The sequence below is a fragment of the Bacteroides intestinalis genome, assembly GCF_003464595.1.
Lineage (GTDB): Bacteria > Bacteroidota > Bacteroidia > Bacteroidales > Bacteroidaceae > Bacteroides > Bacteroides intestinalis_A.
Genome location: NZ_QRZF01000001.1, coordinates 513,152 through 532,061 on the forward strand (window position 1 = coordinate 513,152; position 18,910 = coordinate 532,061).

Consider the following 18,910-nt stretch of genomic DNA (forward strand, 5'->3'; position numbering starts at 1 on the left):
CATTCACAATTAAATATCTACATTTGTGAACAACCTTATCAATAAAACTATGCATAAGAAGTTTTTTTTCCTGATGCTAACTTTCGTTAGTTTGTTTGCAAATCATGTAAATGCTGAAAGATACTACTTCCAACATTTAGGACTAAAGAATAAATTATCTCAAAGCTCTGTCCTTTGTATATTGCAAGACAAGAGTGGTTTTATGTGGTTCGGCACAAAGGACGGACTGAACCGTTACGACGGCTCTAACTTCCGCACATTCAAGTACGACCATAAGAATCCCCAGTCATTAGGCAATAATGCAATCAATTCCCTCCATGAGAACAAAGATGGAAACTTATGGATAGGGACAGATAATGGCATTTATCTGTATAACCCCATCATGGAATCATTCTCCAAACTCGAAAAGAAGAGCCAGGACAGTGTTTGCATTACCCAACCCATTGTACAAATCACTGCTGACTCGCACGAAAACATATGGCTCATAGTAGAATCACAAGGCGTCTTCTACTTCGACAATGATAAGCAAGCATTATTCCATTACCCGGTTCCCGATGCCCATGCTCTTAGTTCCATTTGTGTCGATCAACAGAACACGGTTTGGTTGGGTTATAAAGGAAAAGGTCTTTATTATACAAATGATACATTCAGAACATTGCAATTATTCACTACTAAAGATGGAAAGAATCTCTTTGCTACTGACCACATTTTCAAGATTCTTCCCGAACAGCATAACACATTATATACAGGTTCCTCCAAAGGAGGACTAAAGAGTATAAATATCGTCAACCAGACTGTTACAGACCTGTTAGCCGATCCTCAGACTGAAAGTATCTTTGTCAGGACCATCTATCCCATCAACAAGGATGTACTATGGATTGGAACGGAAAGAGGGGTTTATACTTATGATAAAAACACGAAAGAAAGCAGGCATTTTACTCACGATCCCAGTGACGACTATTCATTATCGGATAATGCCATTTACTCCATCTGCAAAGATAAGGAAGGAGGCATCTGGATAGGAAACTATTTTTGTGGCATTGATTATTATCCGAACCAATATGCCACATTCGAAAAGTATTACCCCATAACAGGTAAAAACAGTCTTAGCGGCAAAGTCGTACGCGAGTTCTGTGAGGATGAAGAAGGTAACTTATGGATTGGTACGGAAGATGGCGGACTTAATAAATTCAATACTAAGACTAAACAGTTCACTCCACTCAATTTAAGCGGATTACACTATAATATACATGCCTTAAGTTTAGACCATAACACTCTATGGATAGGAACGTATTCCAAAGGACTATATGCACTGGATTTAAGGACTAACCACTCCAGACATTACACTATGGGAGATGCAGAGAATGAATTGAATGATAATAATATCTATTCCATGTGCCGCACCTCATCAGGAGAACTATATATAGGAACAACTACCGGACTAAATCAATACAACTACCAAAGTGATAATTTCACCCGCATCCACAAGATGGACGGTATTTTTATTTTCAGTATATTGGAAGATAGTAAAGGAAATATCTGGTTCGCCACTTATAATTCCGGAATATTCAAGTACAACCCCAGAGATAAAAGTTGGAAGAACTATGTCTCCAGCCCTGACAATCCACATGGCCTGCCCTATAACAAAGTGATAAGCATATACGAAGACAGCAAACAGCGGCTATGGTTCTCCATATTGGGGCATGGCTTCTGTTCACTAAACGAAGATACGGAGACCTTTATTTCTTATGACTCTTCCCAAGGATTGGCCAATGACGTCATCTACAAAATAATTGAGGAAAAGGATGATATTCTATGGTTGACTTCCAACAAAGGTCTGATACGATTCGACTTAAATACAAAAAAATCAACCATCTATACTGACAGTAATGGTTTATTAACCAACCAATTCAACTATTGCTCCGGAATAAAAAGTAAAGATGGAACTATCTATTTCGGATGCATAAATGGCTTCATAGCTTTTAAACCCGATCTATTCACCGAGAATACCGGCTTCCCGCCTGTTGCAATCACAGACTTTCTGCTCTTCAACAAAAGTGCCGACATTGGAAGCACCGATTCTCCTTTAGCCCAGAGTGTGACGTATACTCAAAACATAGAGTTGAAATACAATCAAAATTCATTCTCATTCCGCTTTGCTGCCTTAGGATATGCATCTCCTGAAGAAAACTGCCTGAGTTACACATTGAAGGGATTCGATAAAGAATGGTATTATACATCAAAAAGCGCCACAGCTACTTACACCAATCTCAAGCCCGGTACATATACATTCTGCGTAAAAGCAGCAAACGGCAAAGGGGAATGGAATGACGAATACAGAGAAATCCAAATACATATTGCACCTCCTTTCTGGAAAACAGTTTGGGCTTATACTATCTATGTGATATTAGCCATCATCATTACAAGTTATACTTTCTACCGGTTCCGGAAACAAATAACTGATAAACATAAAAGGCAATTAGAAGTACTGGAATCGGAAAAGGAGAAAGAGATTTATCATGCCAAGATAGATTTCTTCACCAACATTGCCCATGAGATACGAACTCCTCTGACTCTAATAAAAGGACCGTTGGAAAACATCCTGAAAAAAGAAGAAATAAATACACACTCGCTCAAAGATAATTTAAGCATCATGGAGCGAAATACCATGCGCCTGCTTGATTTGACAAATCAACTTCTTGACTTCCGCAAAACAGAAGCGCAAGGGTTCCAACTCAATTTCATGATTTGCGACATATCACAACTCATAAAAGATACCTACATACGTTTCGACCCTGCTGCAAAACAAAATGATCTGACTTTCAAGATTGAACTGCCCGAACAGAATTTCAATGCTGCCGTTGATAAGGAAGCACTGACTAAAATACTGAGCAACTTATTCAACAATGCCGTGAAGTATGCGAAGTCATACATTCATGTATCCTTACATGCACCTACAGATGAGCAAAATGATTTCTTCTCGATCACAGTCAGCAACGACGGGTTACCCATTCCTGTGGAAATGAAAGAGAAAATATTCGAACCTTTCGTTCAGATCAAAAATGTATCCAACGGACAAACCAAAACCGGAACCGGTATCGGACTTCCATTAGCCCGTTCACTGACGGAACTGCACAGAGGAAAACTATATCTAAAAGATAGTGATGACATCTGTTTCTGCATCGAACTTCCCATCAAACAGGAAAAAACCATTCTATTGCAGAAAACAGAAATAGAAAAAACTGTCAATACCCCTACCGTCATCCGCCAGCACCAAACAGATATATGCATACTGGTAGTTGAAGATGATCCTGAAATGCAAAGTTTCATTAGCTCCCAACTGGGAGATGCCTATTCTGTGATGAATGCCTCAAATGGCAAGGAAGCACTGAAAATATTGTCAGAGAATACAATCAGCCTAGTGGTAAGTGATGTCATGATGCCGGAAATGAATGGATTTGAACTATGCCGTACATTAAAAACGAATATCGAATACAGTCATATTCCTATCATCCTATTGACAGCCAAAGCTACCATTCAATCCAAGATAGAAGGCATTGAACTGGGAGCCGATGACTATATCGAAAAACCGTTTTCTACGGAGTACCTGTTAGCACGTATTGCCAACCTCCTAAGTAACCAGGAGAAATTGCGCCAAGCCTTTACTTCATCTCCCTTTGTCAATGCCCAAACCATCGCATTGACCAAAGCAGATGAAGCCTTTTTGGAGAAATTGACTGAGGTCATTAAAAGTAATATCTCCGAACCCGAATTCAACGTAGATATACTGGCTGAGAAAATGAATATGAGCCGGTCCAGTCTGCACCGTAAAATAAAAGGCATTGCCCAAATCACCCCTAACGAATTCATTCAACTGGAACGTCTGAAAATGGCAGCCCAGCTTATCCAATCGCAAGAGTACAAAATCAATGAGGTATGTTATATCGTCGGATTTAACTCCTCTTCCTATTTTGCCAAATGCTTCCAAAAACAATTCGGAGTACTTCCCAAAGACTTCGGAAACAAGCCAACGGGCTATTACACTTCCTCTCAGCAGGAAGATACTGATAAATAAGCTGATAGATAACAAACAAGCTACATCTGCTCCATACCCGGACCGTATCTGCACCCTACTTGCTCCGTACATTCTCCACTCAGAGGTACCTCTACACGGAGAAAGTACGGAGTTGGTACGGAGCAAGTATGTCCCAAGTATAGTCCGGATACAAAACTGAGACTATAAAACCGTGTTAATTCCCCACCCAAAAGGGCTTTCACCACTATGTTCATTATCAATGAAATAAACAATGAACAGGGTGTTGAAAACTTCTCTAAAAGTTTTTAGTTAAAACTTGTGGGGAATTGTGGGGAAATGTGTACTTTTACCGTCGCTTATTATAATAAGGTAGCATGATACGTTTTTTGGGCAATATAGAAGCGAAGACCGACGCTAAGGGACGTGTATTTATCCCCGCCGGTTTTCGGAGGCAACTGCAATCTGCTTCCGAAGAGAGACTCGTGCTGCGCAAAGACGTGTTTCAGGACTGCCTGGTACTCTATCCAGAAAGCGTTTGGTTCAAGACGCAAAACCAACTAAGGAAGCGCCTGAATAAATGGAACGCAAAACACCAAGAAATCTTCCGGCAATTTGTGAGTGATGCGGAAATCATGGTTCCCGATGGGAATGGACGCATCTTACTACCCAAACGCTACCTGCAAATGGCCGGCATACAGAGCGATGTACGTTTCATCGGTGTGGACAATACGATAGAAATCTGGGCGAAAGAGAAAACAGAACAACCCTTTATGAACCCGGAAGAGTTTAGCGAAGCTTTGCAGGAAATCCTGGGAGACGAAGAGGATTGGGAAGAAGAGGAAGATGAGTGATTAACGATTAGCGATTAATGGTGAATGGGAAATGAAGAGTTGACATATCATGTACCGGTGTTGTTGATGCCGAGTGTGGACGGAATGAATATCCGGCCGGATGGAACGTATGTAGACGTTACTTTCGGTGGCGGAGGGCATTCACGGGAAATTCTGTCACGTCTGGGAGATGGCGGGCAGTTGCTTGGATTCGACCAGGATGAAGATGCCGAGCAAAACATTGTGGACAATCCCCACTTCATTTTTGTACGCAGCAACTTCCGATACCTGCACAACTTCCTGCGTTATCACAACATCGAGGAAGTAGATTCAATACTGGCCGATTTGGGTGTATCCTCCCATCACTTCGATGATAGTGAAAGGGGATTTTCGTTCCGCTTTGACGGTGCATTGGACATGCGCATGAACAAGCGTGCAGGAGATACAGCGGCCGATATCATCAATACATATTCTGAGGAACGGCTGGCTGACATCTTTTACTTATACGGTGAATTAAAGAACAGTCGCAAACTGGCATCTGTAATTGTGAAAGCACGTGCCGGACAGAAGATTACAACCATTGGTGAATTTCTGGAAGTTATTAAACCGCTTTTTGGCCGCGAACGGGAAAAGAAAGAGTTAGCCAAAGTATTCCAGGCATTACGCATCGAAGTTAACCAGGAAATGGAAGCTCTGAAAGAGATGTTATATGCAGCAACCGAGGCTTTGAAACCGGGCGGACGATTGGTAGTAATTACCTACCATTCACTGGAAGACCGGATGGTAAAGAATATCATGAAAACCGGAAATGTGGAAGGTAAAATGGAAAAGGATTTCTTCGGAAATGTACAGACTCCATTCCGGTTGGTTAACAATAAAGTAATTGTACCGGACGATGCGGAAATAGAACGGAATCCGAGATCGAGAAGTGCAAAACTGAGAATAGCAGAGAAAAAGTGATGGTAAGACAATGAAGGATATGGAAGAAAAACAGGTAAACGAAAAAACAGAGAAAGCGAAGAAAGCCAAAAATCGCACATCTCTGAAAAACATTATCGGTGGTGACATTCTGGCTACGGATTTTTTTCGCCGTCAGACGAAGTTGCTCGTAATGATAATGCTGCTGATTATATTCTATATACACAATCGTTATGCTTGCCAGCAGCAAATGATAGAGATTGATAAATTGAAAAAAGAACTGATTGACATCAAATACGATGCTCTTACCCGTAGTTCGGAATTAATGGAGCGAAGCCGGCAGTCACGTATCGAAGAGTATATTGCAAGTAAAGAGAGTGACTTGCAGACATCCACTCATCCGCCGTATTTGATTAAGTAGTTATAGAATCATTAAATTGTAGACAGATTTGGCAGTAAATAAGAAAAATATCATGACCCGCTACTTCTTTGTAGTCCTCGTAATGGGATTGCTGGGAATAGCTATTGTCGTTAAAGCCGCAGTCATCATGTTTGCGGAGCGACAGTACTGGCAGGATGTAGCCGACCGTTTCGTGAAAGAAAACGTGACGGTAAAGCCTAATCGTGGTAACATTCTTTCATCCGACGGCAAACTGATGGCAAGTTCCCTGCCCGAATATCGTATATACATGGACTTCAAGGCAGGAGGAGAAACCAAAGACACTATGTTGGTGAACCACATGAATGAAATATGCGAAGGATTGCATAAGATATTCCCTGATAAAAGTACAGCTGAGTTCAAATCACACTTGCAGAAAGGGCGTAAGAAAGGTAGCCGCAACTACCTGATTTATCCGAAACGTATTTCATACATTCAGTATAAAGAAGCCAAACGTCTGCCTGTTTTCAATCTGAACAAATACAAAGGCGGTTTTCACGAACAGGTATATAATCAGCGTAAAAAGCCGTTTGGCTCCTTGGCAGCCCGTACACTGGGTGATCTCTATGCAGATACTGCACAGGGAGCAAAGAATGGTATCGAACTGGCTTTTGACACTCTGCTGAAAGGACGTGACGGTATCACGCACCGCCAGAAGGTGATGAATAAATACCTGAATATCGTAGATATAGCTCCTGTAGATGGCTGTGACATTATCTCCACTCTCGATGTAGGCATGCAGGATATCTGCGAAAAAGCATTGGTGGATATGTTGAAAGATATCAATGCTACCGTAGGTGTAGCTATACTGATGGAGGTGGAAACGGGTGAAGTCAAAGCTATCGTTAATATGATGAAAGCAGGTGACGGTAACTATTATGAAATGCGTAATAATGCCATTAGCGATATGATGGAACCGGGTTCTACATTCAAGACGGCTTCTATCATGGTGGCTCTTGAAGACGGAAAGATTACTCCGGAGACAGAAGTTGATACCGGAAACGGTATAATGATGATGTACGGTAGCAAGATGAGGGATCATAACTGGCATCGCGGTGGCTACGGGAAGATCAATGTAACCCGCATCCTGGAAGTTTCTTCCAATGTCGGTGTTTCGTACCTCATTGACAAGCACTACAAGGATAATCCTCAAAAGTATGTAGACGGACTGAAGCGAATGAGTATTGACCAACCGCTAAATCTACAGATTTCAGGTGAGGGAAAACCGAATATAAAAGGTCCGAAAGAAAGATATTTCGCCAAGACGACCTTACCATGGATGAGTATCGGTTACGAAACTCAGGTTCCGCCGCTCAACATCCTTACTTTCTATAATGCCATTGCCAATAATGGCACGATGGTACGTCCTAAGTTTGTAAGGGCCGCGGTGAAAGACGGTGAAGTGATAAAAGAATATCCGACGGAGGTAATCAATCCGAAGATATGTTCCGACCGTACCTTGACACAAATCCGCGATATTCTGGAAAAAGTGGTATCACAAGGATTGGCAAAACCTGCCGGAAGCAAGCAATTCTCCGTAGCCGGAAAAACGGGTACGGCACAGGTATCTCAAGGTGTGGCAGGTTACAAGTCAGGACGAGTGAATTATTTGGTAAGTTTCTGCGGTTACTTCCCGGCAGAAGCACCGAAGTACAGTTGTATTGTCTCTATCCAGAAGCCGGGACTTCCTGCCTCAGGTGGTCTGATGGCCGGTAGCGTATTCGGAAAAATTGCCGAAAGAGTGTATGCAAAAAATCTGCGGTTTGATATCCGCAGTGCAATAGATAGTACAAGCAATGTCATTCCTCCGGTAAAAGCAGGAGAGATGAATGAAGCATTGCAGGTGTTGGACGGGCTGAATGTTCCGGTACAAAAACAGTTCTCCCCCAAAAAAGGAAAAGAAGCATGGGGACATACACAGGAGTCCCCCAATGCAGTTATACTGCAGGCCAGAGAAGAAGCAAGTTCAAATACAGTTCCCAACGTTATAGGAATGGGAGCAAAAGATGCTGTTTACTTATTGGAAAGTAAAGGACTGAAAGTAAGAATAAGCGGTATAGGAAAGGTAAAGAATCAATCGATACCGGGTGGTAACCGCGTTGTGAAAGGTCAAACAGTAGCTTTGACGCTTCGTTAAATGATAGGAATATACATTATATATAATAAGGTATGATATTAAGTGAATTACTGAAAGCAATACAACCGATACAAATCATCGGAAGTACGGAGACGGAAATAACGGGGGTAAATATCGACTCCCGCCTGGTGCAAGCCGGACATCTGTTCATGGCTATGCGCGGTACCCAGACTGACGGGCATGCTTACATTCCTGCTGCCATTGAGAAAGGTGCCGTCGCAGTGCTTTGCGAAGATGTGCCTGAAGAAAAGAAAGAAGGCATCACCTACATCCAGGTGAAAGACAGTGAAGATGCTGTTGGTAAAATAGCCACTACTTTTTACGACGATCCAACCTCCAAAATGGAATTGGTAGGCGTAACCGGAACAAACGGAAAAACCACCATCGCCACCTTATTATATAATACGTTCCGCTATTTCGGTTACAAGGTAGGACTGATCTCTACTGTCTGCAACTATATAGACGATCAGGCAATCCCAACTGAGCATACAACCCCCGACCCCATCACCCTAAATCAGTTGTTGGGACAGATGGCAGACTCCGGATGCAAATATGTCTTCATGGAAGTAAGTTCACATTCCATTGCCCAGAAACGCATTAGTGGTCTACGCTTTGCAGGGGGTATCTTTACCAACCTGACACGTGATCACTTGGATTACCACAAGACTGTGGAGAACTACCTCAAGGCTAAGAAGAAGTTTTTCGATGATATGCCGAAAGGTGCTTTCAGCCTGACTAATCTGGATGACAAGAACGGGCTCGTTATGACTCAGAACACACACTCCAAAGTATACACTTATTCCTTGCGTAGCCTCAGCGACTTCAAGGGTAAAATATTGGAATCTCATTTTGAAGGGATGTTGCTCGACTTCAATAACCATGAACTGGCTGTACATTTCATTGGTCGTTTCAATGCTTCAAACTTGCTGGCAGTATTCGGTGCAGCCGTATTGCTTGGAAAGAAAGAAGAAGACGTACTCGTTGCACTCAGTACCCTGCAGCCTGTGGCCGGACGCTTCGATGCTGTACGTTCACCTAAAGGCATCACTGCCATTGTGGACTATGCGCACACACCGGATGCCCTCATCAATGTTCTGAATGCCATTCATGGTGTACTCGAAGGAAAAGGAAAAATTATTACCGTAGTAGGTGCAGGCGGCAACCGGGATAAAGGTAAACGTCCCATCATGGCAAAAGAGGCGGCCAAAGCAAGTGATCGTGTCATCATCACTTCGGACAATCCCCGCTTTGAAGAGCCGCAAGATATCATCAATGATATGCTTGCCGGATTGGACAAAGACGACATGCAGAAGACCATCAGCATTGCCGACCGGCGCGAAGCTATCAAAACAGCATGCATGCTGGCGCAGCCCGGTGATGTTATTCTCGTAGCCGGAAAAGGTCATGAGAACTATCAGGAAGTCAAAGGGGTTAAACATCATTTTGATGATAAAGAAGAGTTAAATAGAATTATGAATTGAGAATTATGAATTATGAATTACCATGCGGCACGCACACTGCGCAGTCTCATTCACAATTCATAATTCATAACTCATAATTAGAACAAACATGTTATATTACTTATTTCAATGGCTGGACAAATATAACATTCCCGGTGCGGGTATGTTTGGTTATACATCATTCCGGGCTCTGATGGCAATCATTCTCGCATTGCTCATCTCGAGTATCTGGGGTGACCGTTTTATAGACTTACTGAAACGGAAACAAATTACAGAGACCCAACGTGATGCCAGCATCGACCCGTTCGGAGTGAACAAAGTGGGTGTACCAAGTATGGGAGGTGTCATTATTATTGTGGCCATTCTCATTCCATGTCTATTGCTGGGTAAACTGAGCAATGTCTATATGATATTGATGCTGATTACCACAGTATGGTTAGGATCGCTGGGCTTTGCCGATGATTACATCAAAATCTTCAAGAAAGACAAGGAAGGTTTGCACGGGAAATTCAAGATTATCGGTCAGGTAGGTTTGGGACTGATTGTGGGCTTGACACTTTACCTGAGTCCACAGGCAGTTATCCGCGAGAATATTGAGGTAAAGAAACCAGGACAGGAAATGGAGGTCATCCACGCGGGACAAGACATTAAGTCCACGCAGACTACGATTCCGTTCTTTAAGAGCAACAACCTGGATTACGCAGACTTTGTGGGTTTCTTAGGTGAGCATGCACAAACTGCCGGTTGGGTTTTATTCGTAATCATTACTATATTCGTAGTAACAGCAGTCAGCAATGGCGCCAATCTGAATGACGGAATGGACGGCATGGCAGCGGGAAACTCGGCAATCATAGGCTTGGCATTAGGTATTTTAGCCTATGTATCGAGCCACATTACGTATGCCAGTTACCTTAACATCATGTATATCCCCGGATCGGAGGAACTGGTAATTTTCATTTGTGCCTTTATCGGTGCATTGATCGGTTTCCTGTGGTACAATGCATATCCTGCACAGGTATTCATGGGCGATACGGGTAGTTTGACAATCGGTGGTATCATTGCCGTGTTTGCCATTATCATACACAAAGAGTTACTGATACCTATTCTTTGTGGAGTGTTCCTGGTAGAGAACTTGTCCGTCATCCTGCAACGATTCTATTACAAAGCCGGAAAGAGAAAGGGCGTTAAGCAAAGGCTGTTCAAGCGAACTCCCATTCACGACCATTTCCGTACTTCCATGAGTCTGATAGAACCGGGGTGTACAGTGAAGTTCACTACGCCGACCAAGCTGTTCCATGAATCAAAGATAACAGTCCGCTTCTGGATTGTGACGATTGTATTGGCAGCGATAACGATTATAACATTAAAGATAAGATAATAGAGCTACCAGCCGCGAGCTACAAGCTACAAGTGCTCGCTACTGGTTGCTGATAAATAACAAACTTGTAGCAACTACCAACTCCAGCCACTACTGGTAGCTGGTAGCTCATAACTAAAGAATATATGAGTAGAATTGTAGTATTAGGAGCCGGAGAGAGCGGTGCAGGTGCTGCCGTACTCGCCAAAGTGAAGGGTTTCGACACATTCGTATCCGACATGTCCGCCATCAAAGATAAATATAAGGAAGTGCTGGATAAGTACGGCATTGCCTGGGAAGAAGGACGACATACAGAAGAACTGATTTTGAGTGCGGATGAAGTGGTGAAAAGTCCCGGCATTCCCAACGACGCTCCGATGATACTGAAACTGAAAGAGCAAGGTACACCCGTTATCTCTGAGATAGAGTTTGCGGGACGCTATACCAATGCAAAAATGATATGTATTACCGGTTCAAATGGTAAGACCACTACCACCTCACTTATTTACCACATTTTCAAAAGTGCAGGTCTGAATGTAGGATTGGCTGGTAACATAGGTAAGAGTCTTGCCTTGCAGGTAGCCACAGACCAACATGATTATTATGTGATTGAGCTCAGCTCTTTCCAACTGGATAATATGTATAAGTTCCGTGCCAATATTGCCGTGCTGATGAACATCACACCCGATCATCTGGACCGTTACGACCATTGTATGCAGAACTATGTGGATGCCAAATTCCGCATCACACAGAACCAGACTCCTGAAGATGCTTTCATCTTCTGGAATGATGACCCCATCATCAAGCGGGAACTGGACAAGCATGGGCTGCGAGCCCACCTTTATCCGTTCTCTGCAGTAAAAGAAGATGGAGCCATAGCTTATGTGGAAGACGGTGAAGTTGAAATCAATGAGCCCATTGACTTCAACATGGAGCAAGAAAAACTAGCCCTGCAGGGTACACATAATTTATATAATTCTCTCGCCGCAGGTATCTCCGCCAATATTGCCGGAATAGAGAAAGAATATATTCGCCAGGCATTGTCTGACTTTAAAGGTGTGGAACATCGTCTGGAAAAAGTAGCAACAATACGTGGCGTGGAGTTTATCAATGACTCCAAAGCCACAAACGTAAACTCCTGTTGGTACGCCCTGCAAAGTATGAAGACGAAAACTGTGCTTATTCTGGGAGGAAAAGATAAAGGTAATGACTATACGGAAATAGAGGATTTAGTACGCGAGAAGTGTTCAGCCTTAGTTTATCTGGGACTGCACAATGAGAAGTTACACGACTTCTTTGATCGCATGGGATTACCCGTCGCCGATGTACAAACCGGAATGAAGGATGCTGTAGATGCAGCATTCCATCTGGCAAAGAAGGGTGAAACCGTATTACTCAGTCCTTGCTGTGCCAGCTTTGATCTTTTCAACAGTTATGAAGACCGGGGCGACCAGTTCAAAGCATACGTTAGAGCTCTTTAATTTTTTAATTATTAATTATTAATCTGCGAAGCATTGGATTTATTAAAAAGCATATTCAAAGGTGATAAGGTAATCTGGATTATATTCCTTTTCCTTTGCCTCATTTCTATCGTAGAAGTGTTCAGCGCTGCGTCTACCCTGACGTATAAAAGCGGTGACCACTGGGGGCCGATTACACAGCACAGCATCATCTTGATGGTGGGTGCCGTAGTAGTGGTGTTTATGCACAATATCCCCTATAAATGGTTTCAGGTATTTCCTGTATTCCTGCTTCCACTATCCGTGGTACTGCTGGCCCTCGTTATGATGATGGAACGCATTAACGGTGCTGCACGCTGGATGACCTTCATGGGGGTTCAGTTCCAACCTTCGGAAGTAGCCAAAATGGCTGTTATCATCGTTACCGCCTTTATTCTTTCGAAGGGGCAGGACGAAGATGGAGCCAGTCCGAAAGCTTTTAAACGTATCATGATCATCACAGGTGTCATTTGTCTGCTGATTGCCCCGGAAAACCTCTCGACGGCAGCACTGCTTTTCGGAGTGGTTTATTTGATGATGTTCATCGGGCGAGTGGCAATGAAGAAATTATTAATACTGGCAGGCGGTCTGGCTGGAGTAGCAATTATAGGCATAACATTCCTTGTACTAACCAAGAATAGTGATTTGCCATTCCTGCACCGCTTCGACACATGGCGTGCCCGTATCGAGAAGTTTACAAATGACAATGAGGTACCTGCTGCTAAATTCGATATAGACAAAGATGCCCAGATTGCCCATGCACGTATTGCTGTAGCTACGAGTCACGTTGTAGGTAAAGGGCCGGGTAACTCGGTACAACGCGACTTCCTGAGCCAGGCTTTCTCTGACTTTATCTTTGCTATCATTATCGAAGAGTTGGGATTGATAGGTGGAGCTTTCGTCGTATTCCTTTACGTCTGTCTACTGATACGAGTCGGGCGTATTGCGAAGAAGTGTGAACGAACGTTCCCTGCTTTCCTTATAATAGGAATTGCACTACTACTTGTATCGCAAGCTGTATTCAATATGATGGTAGCAGTAGGATTGGCCCCGGTAACCGGACAGCCGCTTCCACTTATCAGTAAAGGTGGTACTTCTACGCTTATCAACTGTGCTTATATCGGCATGATACTGAGTGTGAGCCGCTACACCGCCAGACTGGAAGAACAGAAAGAACATGATGCTTTGATACCCATGCAAGTAGAAGCACCTGCCGAAGAGACAAATAGCGATGCACAAACGGCTGCTGACCCGACGGCGAAGGTATTGAACAGTGATGCTGAATTTGAATAAAAATAAGATATATGGAAACAAAAAATAACGGACCGCGTGTCATCATCAGTGGTGGAGGTACAGGAGGGCATATATTTCCTGCAGTATCTATCGCCAACGCCATCAAGGAACTGCGCCCTGATGCTGAGATCCTCTTTGTAGGTGCAGAAGGACGAATGGAGATGCAACGTGTGCCCGATGCAGGATATAAAATTATCGGTCTGCCTGTAGCAGGGTTCGACCGTAAGCGCTTATGGAAGAACTTTGCAGTAATTATCAAGTTGTTGCGTAGCCAGTGGAAAGCACGCCGTATCCTGAAAGAATTTAGCCCGCAGGTAGCAGTAGGTGTAGGCGGATATGCCAGTGGTCCTACATTAAAAGTAGCGGGCATGATGGGAGTCCCTACTTTGATACAAGAGCAGAATTCTTATGCAGGAGTAACAAACAAATTGCTTGCACAGAAAGCATGTAAAATCTGCGTAGCATATGATGGAATGGAGAAATTCTTCCCCGCAGATAAGATTATCATGACAGGGAATCCCGTACGTCAGAACCTGTTAGCAAATAAACAGAGCCGCGAAGAAGCTGTAACCTCTTTCGGTTTCAATCCGGAGAAGAAAACAATATTGATACTGGGTGGTAGCTTGGGGGCACGTACCATCAATCAGACCCTCATTGCTGCACTGGATACGATAAAAGCAAACGGCGACATTCAGTTCATCTGGCAGACAGGAAAAATATATATCCAGCAAGTCAAGGATGCCATTACTACCGCAACAGGCGAAGCTATACGTAATCCACGTATTCCTGCTATCCCGAATCTGTATGTAACGGATTTCATCAAAGACATGGCAAGCGCATATGCAGCTGCCGATCTGGTTATTTCCCGTGCAGGTGCAGGTTCTATCTCTGAATTCTGCCTGCTGAACAAACCGGTCATTCTGGTGCCTTCGCCTAATGTGGCGGAAGACCATCAGACTAAAAATGCACTGGCACTGGTAGATAAGAAAGCCGCCATTTATGTGAAAGATGTAGATGCCATGAAGCATCTGGTTCCTGTGGCTCTTGAAACTGTCACAGATGTCGAGAAGCTGAAAACATTGAGCGAAAACATTGCAAAACTGGCTTTGCCGGATTCGGCAACCATTATTGCAAAAGAAGTATTGAAACTGATAAATAACGATTAGTATTTAGTGATTAGCCCCGTACACACAGCGCTAATCACTAATCACTAACCGCTAAACACTAAAATACATGAATATAGAAAATATAAAATCCGTATATTTCGTTGGTGCCGGTGGCATCGGTATGAGCGCCCTGATACGCTACTTCTTATCAAAGGGAAAGCTCGTTGCCGGCTACGACCGTACCCCAAGCGAACTAACCGAACACCTGATTGCAGAAGGAGCACAGATACATTACGAAGAGAATGTGGATCTGATTCCTGAAGCCTGCAAGAATGCAGAGAGCACTTTGGTAGTGTATACTCCGGCTGTTCCGCAAGAGCATGCCGAATTAGTCTATTTCCGTAACAATGGTTTCGAGATTCAAAAACGGGCACAGGTTTTAGGAACGATCACACATAGTAGCAAAGGCTTATGTGTAGCCGGTACACATGGTAAAACAACCACCAGTACAATGGCAGCGCATCTGCTTTATCAATCACACGTAGGTTGCACTGCATTCCTCGGAGGTATCTCCAAGAATTATGGTACTAACCTGTTATTATCACAGTCCAGTCCATACACTGTGATCGAGGCAGATGAATTTGACCGCTCATTCCACTGGTTATCACCTTACATGAGCGTAATAACTGCCACAGATCCCGACCATCTGGATATTTATGGCACAGAAGAAGCCTACCTGGAAAGTTTTCGTCATTATACGACGCTTATCCAGCCGGGTGGTGCACTCATTATACACAAGGACATTGCTTTGAAACCTGATGTGCAATCCGGTGTAAAAGTCTATAGTTACGCCCGTACCGAAGGAGATTTCCACGCAGAGAATATCCGTATCGGAAATGGTGAGATCTTTATTGATTTTGTTGCACCCGACACGCGTATTAATGATATCCAACTGGGTGTTCCCGTCAGCATCAATATAGAGAATGGCGTAGCAGCCATGGCACTCGCCCACCTCAATGGTGCGACAGACGAAGAGATCAAGCAAGGTATGGCAAGTTTCCACGGAGTAGACCGTCGTTTCGATTTCAAGATCAAGAATGACAAAGTCGTATTCCTGAGCGACTATGCCCATCATCCTGCCGAAATAGCACAGAGTGCGAAATCTATTCGTGATCTGTATCAGGACAAGAAGATTACAGCTATCTTCCAACCACATCTCTATACCCGCACGCGCGATTTCTATAAGGAATTTGCCGACAGCCTGTCGCTACTTGACGAAGTCATTCTCGTAGATATCTACCCGGCACGTGAGCAACCGATTCCTGGTGTCACCAGCCAATTGATATACGATAATCTGCGACCGGGCATTGAGAAATGCATGTGCAAAAAAGAGGATATACTGGAACTCTTATCTCAGAAGCAGATTGAAGTTCTGATAACTTTAGGTGCCGGAGATATAGACAACTACGTCCCTGAAATCACTAAACTATTAAATAAATAGCCCATGTTAAAACGAATTCTATTGTCTATCGTCCTACTGCTCGTCATCGCCTATCTGGTGGTAGCTCTCTCGGCTTTCAACCGGAAGCCTGCCGGACAGGTGTGCAATGACATGGAATTGGTTATCAAAGATACCGTCTATGCGGGTTTCATCACCAAAAAGGAAGTGGCAGGTATTCTGGAAAAGAAAGGGATTTATCCAGTTGGTAAACCAATGGATCGCATCCGTAGTAAAACGCTGGAACGGGAACTTGCCAAACATCCGCTTATTGATGAAGTGGAATGCTACAAGACTCCCAGTGGCAAACTTTGCGTAGAAGTCAGTCAACGTATCCCTATCCTACGAGTGATGAGTGCGAACGGTGAGAACTACTATCTGGACAACAAAGGTACTGTGATGCCACCCGATGCAAAGTGCGTGGCTCACCTTGCTATAGTGACCGGAAGAGTAGAAAAGTCGTTTGCCATGAGGGATTTATATAAGTTTGGTGTATTTTTGCAGAATAATAAGTTCTGGGAAGCACAGATTGAACAGATACATGTGCTGTCGGACAAAGACGTGGAACTGGTGCCTCGCGTAGGCGACCATATTATCTATCTTGGAAAGCTGAATGGTTTTGAGCGTAAACTCGAACGGATGAAAGCTTTTTATGAAAGAGGTTTAAATCAGGTAGGATGGAACAAATATTCCCGCATTAGCGTTGAATTTAGTAACCAGATTATCTGTACAAAGCGAGAGAAGTGATGTACAATTTACCATTTACAATGTACAATTTGCTATGTAGGGTAGTGGTGCAATCTTAATGGTAAATGGTACATTGTAAATGGTAAATGAAAATATAATTAATAGAAAAGATATGGCAACAACAGAATTTATCGCCGCTATCGAGTTGAGTTCTTCCAAGATTTCCGGTATCGCAGGAAAGAAGAACAGTGACGGAAGCATACAAGTGCTGGCTTATGCGCGTGAAGATGCCGCTTCTTTTATCCATAAAGGAGTCATCTACAACATTGATAAGACCGCACAGGCTCTGACTTCCATCATCAACAAGCTGGAAAGCCAGTTGAACAACTCCATTGCCAAAGTATACGTAGGCATTGGCGGACAGTCTTTGCGCACGGTAAAGAATGCGGTAAGCCGTGTGCTGGAAGAGGAAGGGATTATCTCACAAGAGTTGGTAGACGCTATCAGCGACGAAAACCTCGAAGTCCCCCTGATGGACATGAGTGTGCTGGATGTCGCCCCGCAGGAATATAAAATAGACAATAATCTTCAAGCCGACCCGGTAGGTGTGGCAGGCAAGCGTATCACAGGAAACTTCCTGAATATTGTGGCCCGTGCTTCACTTAAGAAGAATCTGGAGCACAGCTTTGAACAGGCTAAGATAGAAATAGCCGACCTGCTCATCGCTCCGATAGCATTGGCAAACGCCGTGCTGACGGAAAGTGAGATGCGTTCGGGTTGTGCATTGGTGGATTTCGGTGCGGATACAACGACCGTATCGGTTTATAAAAATAATATGCTCCGCTTCCTCAGTGTATTGCCACTGGGTGGAAACAATATTACCCGTGACATCACTGCCCTGCAAATGGAAGAGGCCGAAGCTGAACAACTGAAAAAGAAGTACGGTGATATGCTCTACGAAGAAGAGGAAACAGAGACACCCGCAGTCTGTACTTTGGAGGACGGTCGAAGCATCGAACTTAACGTATTGAATGATATCATCGATGCACGCGCCGAGGAAATCCTTGCCAATGTATGGAACCAGCTTCAACTGTCAGGATACGAGGATAAACTATTATCCGGTATCATTTTTACCGGTGGAGGTGCCAACCTGAAAAACCTGGAAGAAGCGTTCCGTAAACGTAGCAAGGCTGATAAAGTAAAGACCGCCAAATTTGTTCATAACAGCATCCACGGCTTCAATGATGTGCTGAAGAAAGACTGTATGCAGAATACCCTGCTCGGACTGCTTGCAGCAGGAAATGAGAACTGCTGTCTGCAAGAAGTGAAACCCGCTGTTACAACTACGACTGTTCCGAAACAACCCGTCGATATGTTCGGCGATGATGAAGCCCTGAAAGAACAGGAAGCCGCCGCCCGCGCTGCCAAGGCTCAACGTGACAAGGAAGAGAAAGAACGTCGCGAACGGGAACGTAAGGAGAAAGAGCGTAAAGAGAAAGAAGAGAAAAAGAAAAAGAAGAAAGAAGGTCCCAGCTGGTTTGAAAAGACTTTCAACAAGCTTTCCAATGAAATTTTCTCGGATGACGATTTGAAATAAGTTTTTTAATTATAAATTATGAATTATAAGTTATGAATTGGCTGCGCTGTTAG

13 protein-coding genes are annotated in these 18,910 nt (G+C 43.6%); all 13 read left to right on the forward strand.

Translation table 11 applies throughout. The features are described 5' to 3' along the window. Positions 1–49: 49 nt before the first annotated feature. The 13 genes from DWW10_RS01765 (at position 50) to ftsA (ending at position 18,857) form a co-directional block, all read left to right on the forward strand. Positions 50–4,075, forward strand: a complete 4,026-nt coding sequence (locus tag DWW10_RS01765; protein WP_118420656.1) for a hybrid sensor histidine kinase/response regulator transcription factor — start codon at positions 50–52, stop codon at positions 4,073–4,075. A gap of 335 nt (positions 4,076–4,410) precedes the next feature. Further along, the gene (mraZ, locus tag DWW10_RS01770) at positions 4,411–4,887 is read left to right on the forward strand and encodes a division/cell wall cluster transcriptional repressor MraZ (protein WP_022393730.1); all 477 of its coding nucleotides are present in this window, start codon (positions 4,411–4,413) and stop codon (positions 4,885–4,887) included. Between the two features lie 24 nt (positions 4,888–4,911). Next, a complete protein-coding gene (rsmH, locus tag DWW10_RS01775) occupies positions 4,912–5,826 on the forward strand; it encodes a 16S rRNA (cytosine(1402)-N(4))-methyltransferase RsmH (RefSeq protein WP_022393731.1) in 915 nt (304 codons plus the stop codon). 19 nt (positions 5,827–5,845) lie between these two features. Continuing rightward, positions 5,846–6,205: an FtsL-like putative cell division protein gene (locus DWW10_RS01780; RefSeq protein WP_021968182.1), complete on the forward strand. Its 360-nt coding sequence runs from the start codon at positions 5,846–5,848 to the stop codon at positions 6,203–6,205. 52 nt (positions 6,206–6,257) lie between these two features. Beyond that, complete coding sequence (locus DWW10_RS01785; RefSeq protein WP_118420657.1) at positions 6,258–8,360, forward strand: penicillin-binding protein; 2,103 nt, start codon at positions 6,258–6,260, stop codon at positions 8,358–8,360. A 32-nt stretch (positions 8,361–8,392) separates the two neighbouring features. Beyond that, positions 8,393–9,841 (forward strand): UDP-N-acetylmuramoyl-L-alanyl-D-glutamate--2,6-diaminopimelate ligase, encoded by a 1,449-nt coding sequence (locus DWW10_RS01790; RefSeq protein ID WP_022393733.1) that lies wholly within the window; start codon positions 8,393–8,395, stop codon positions 9,839–9,841. An 88-nt stretch (positions 9,842–9,929) separates the two neighbouring features. Further along, positions 9,930–11,198, forward strand: a complete 1,269-nt coding sequence (mraY, locus tag DWW10_RS01795) for a phospho-N-acetylmuramoyl-pentapeptide-transferase (protein ID WP_007660749.1) — start codon at positions 9,930–9,932, stop codon at positions 11,196–11,198. A gap of 125 nt (positions 11,199–11,323) precedes the next feature. Further along, positions 11,324–12,658 carry a UDP-N-acetylmuramoyl-L-alanine--D-glutamate ligase gene (gene murD / locus DWW10_RS01800; protein ID WP_022393734.1) on the forward strand — a complete coding sequence of 445 codons (1,335 nt, stop codon included), beginning with the start codon at positions 11,324–11,326 and terminating at the stop codon, positions 12,656–12,658. Positions 12,659–12,691: 33 nt separating this feature from the next. After that, positions 12,692–13,969: an FtsW/RodA/SpoVE family cell cycle protein gene (locus DWW10_RS01805; protein WP_022393735.1), complete on the forward strand. Its 1,278-nt coding sequence runs from the start codon at positions 12,692–12,694 to the stop codon at positions 13,967–13,969. An 11-nt stretch (positions 13,970–13,980) separates the two neighbouring features. Beyond that, a complete protein-coding gene (gene murG, locus DWW10_RS01810) occupies positions 13,981–15,135 on the forward strand; it encodes an undecaprenyldiphospho-muramoylpentapeptide beta-N-acetylglucosaminyltransferase (RefSeq protein WP_022393736.1) in 1,155 nt (384 codons plus the stop codon). A gap of 67 nt (positions 15,136–15,202) precedes the next feature. Next, positions 15,203–16,576 (forward strand): UDP-N-acetylmuramate--L-alanine ligase, encoded by a 1,374-nt coding sequence (murC, locus tag DWW10_RS01815; RefSeq protein ID WP_022393737.1) that lies wholly within the window; start codon positions 15,203–15,205, stop codon positions 16,574–16,576. A gap of 3 nt (positions 16,577–16,579) precedes the next feature. Continuing rightward, entirely contained in the window at positions 16,580–17,320 is a 741-nt protein-coding gene (locus DWW10_RS01820) for a cell division protein FtsQ/DivIB (protein WP_022393738.1), read from the forward strand. Between the two features lie 112 nt (positions 17,321–17,432). After that, positions 17,433–18,857, forward strand: a complete 1,425-nt coding sequence (gene ftsA / locus DWW10_RS01825) for a cell division protein FtsA (RefSeq protein ID WP_022393739.1) — start codon at positions 17,433–17,435, stop codon at positions 18,855–18,857. Positions 18,858–18,910 lie beyond the last annotated feature (53 nt).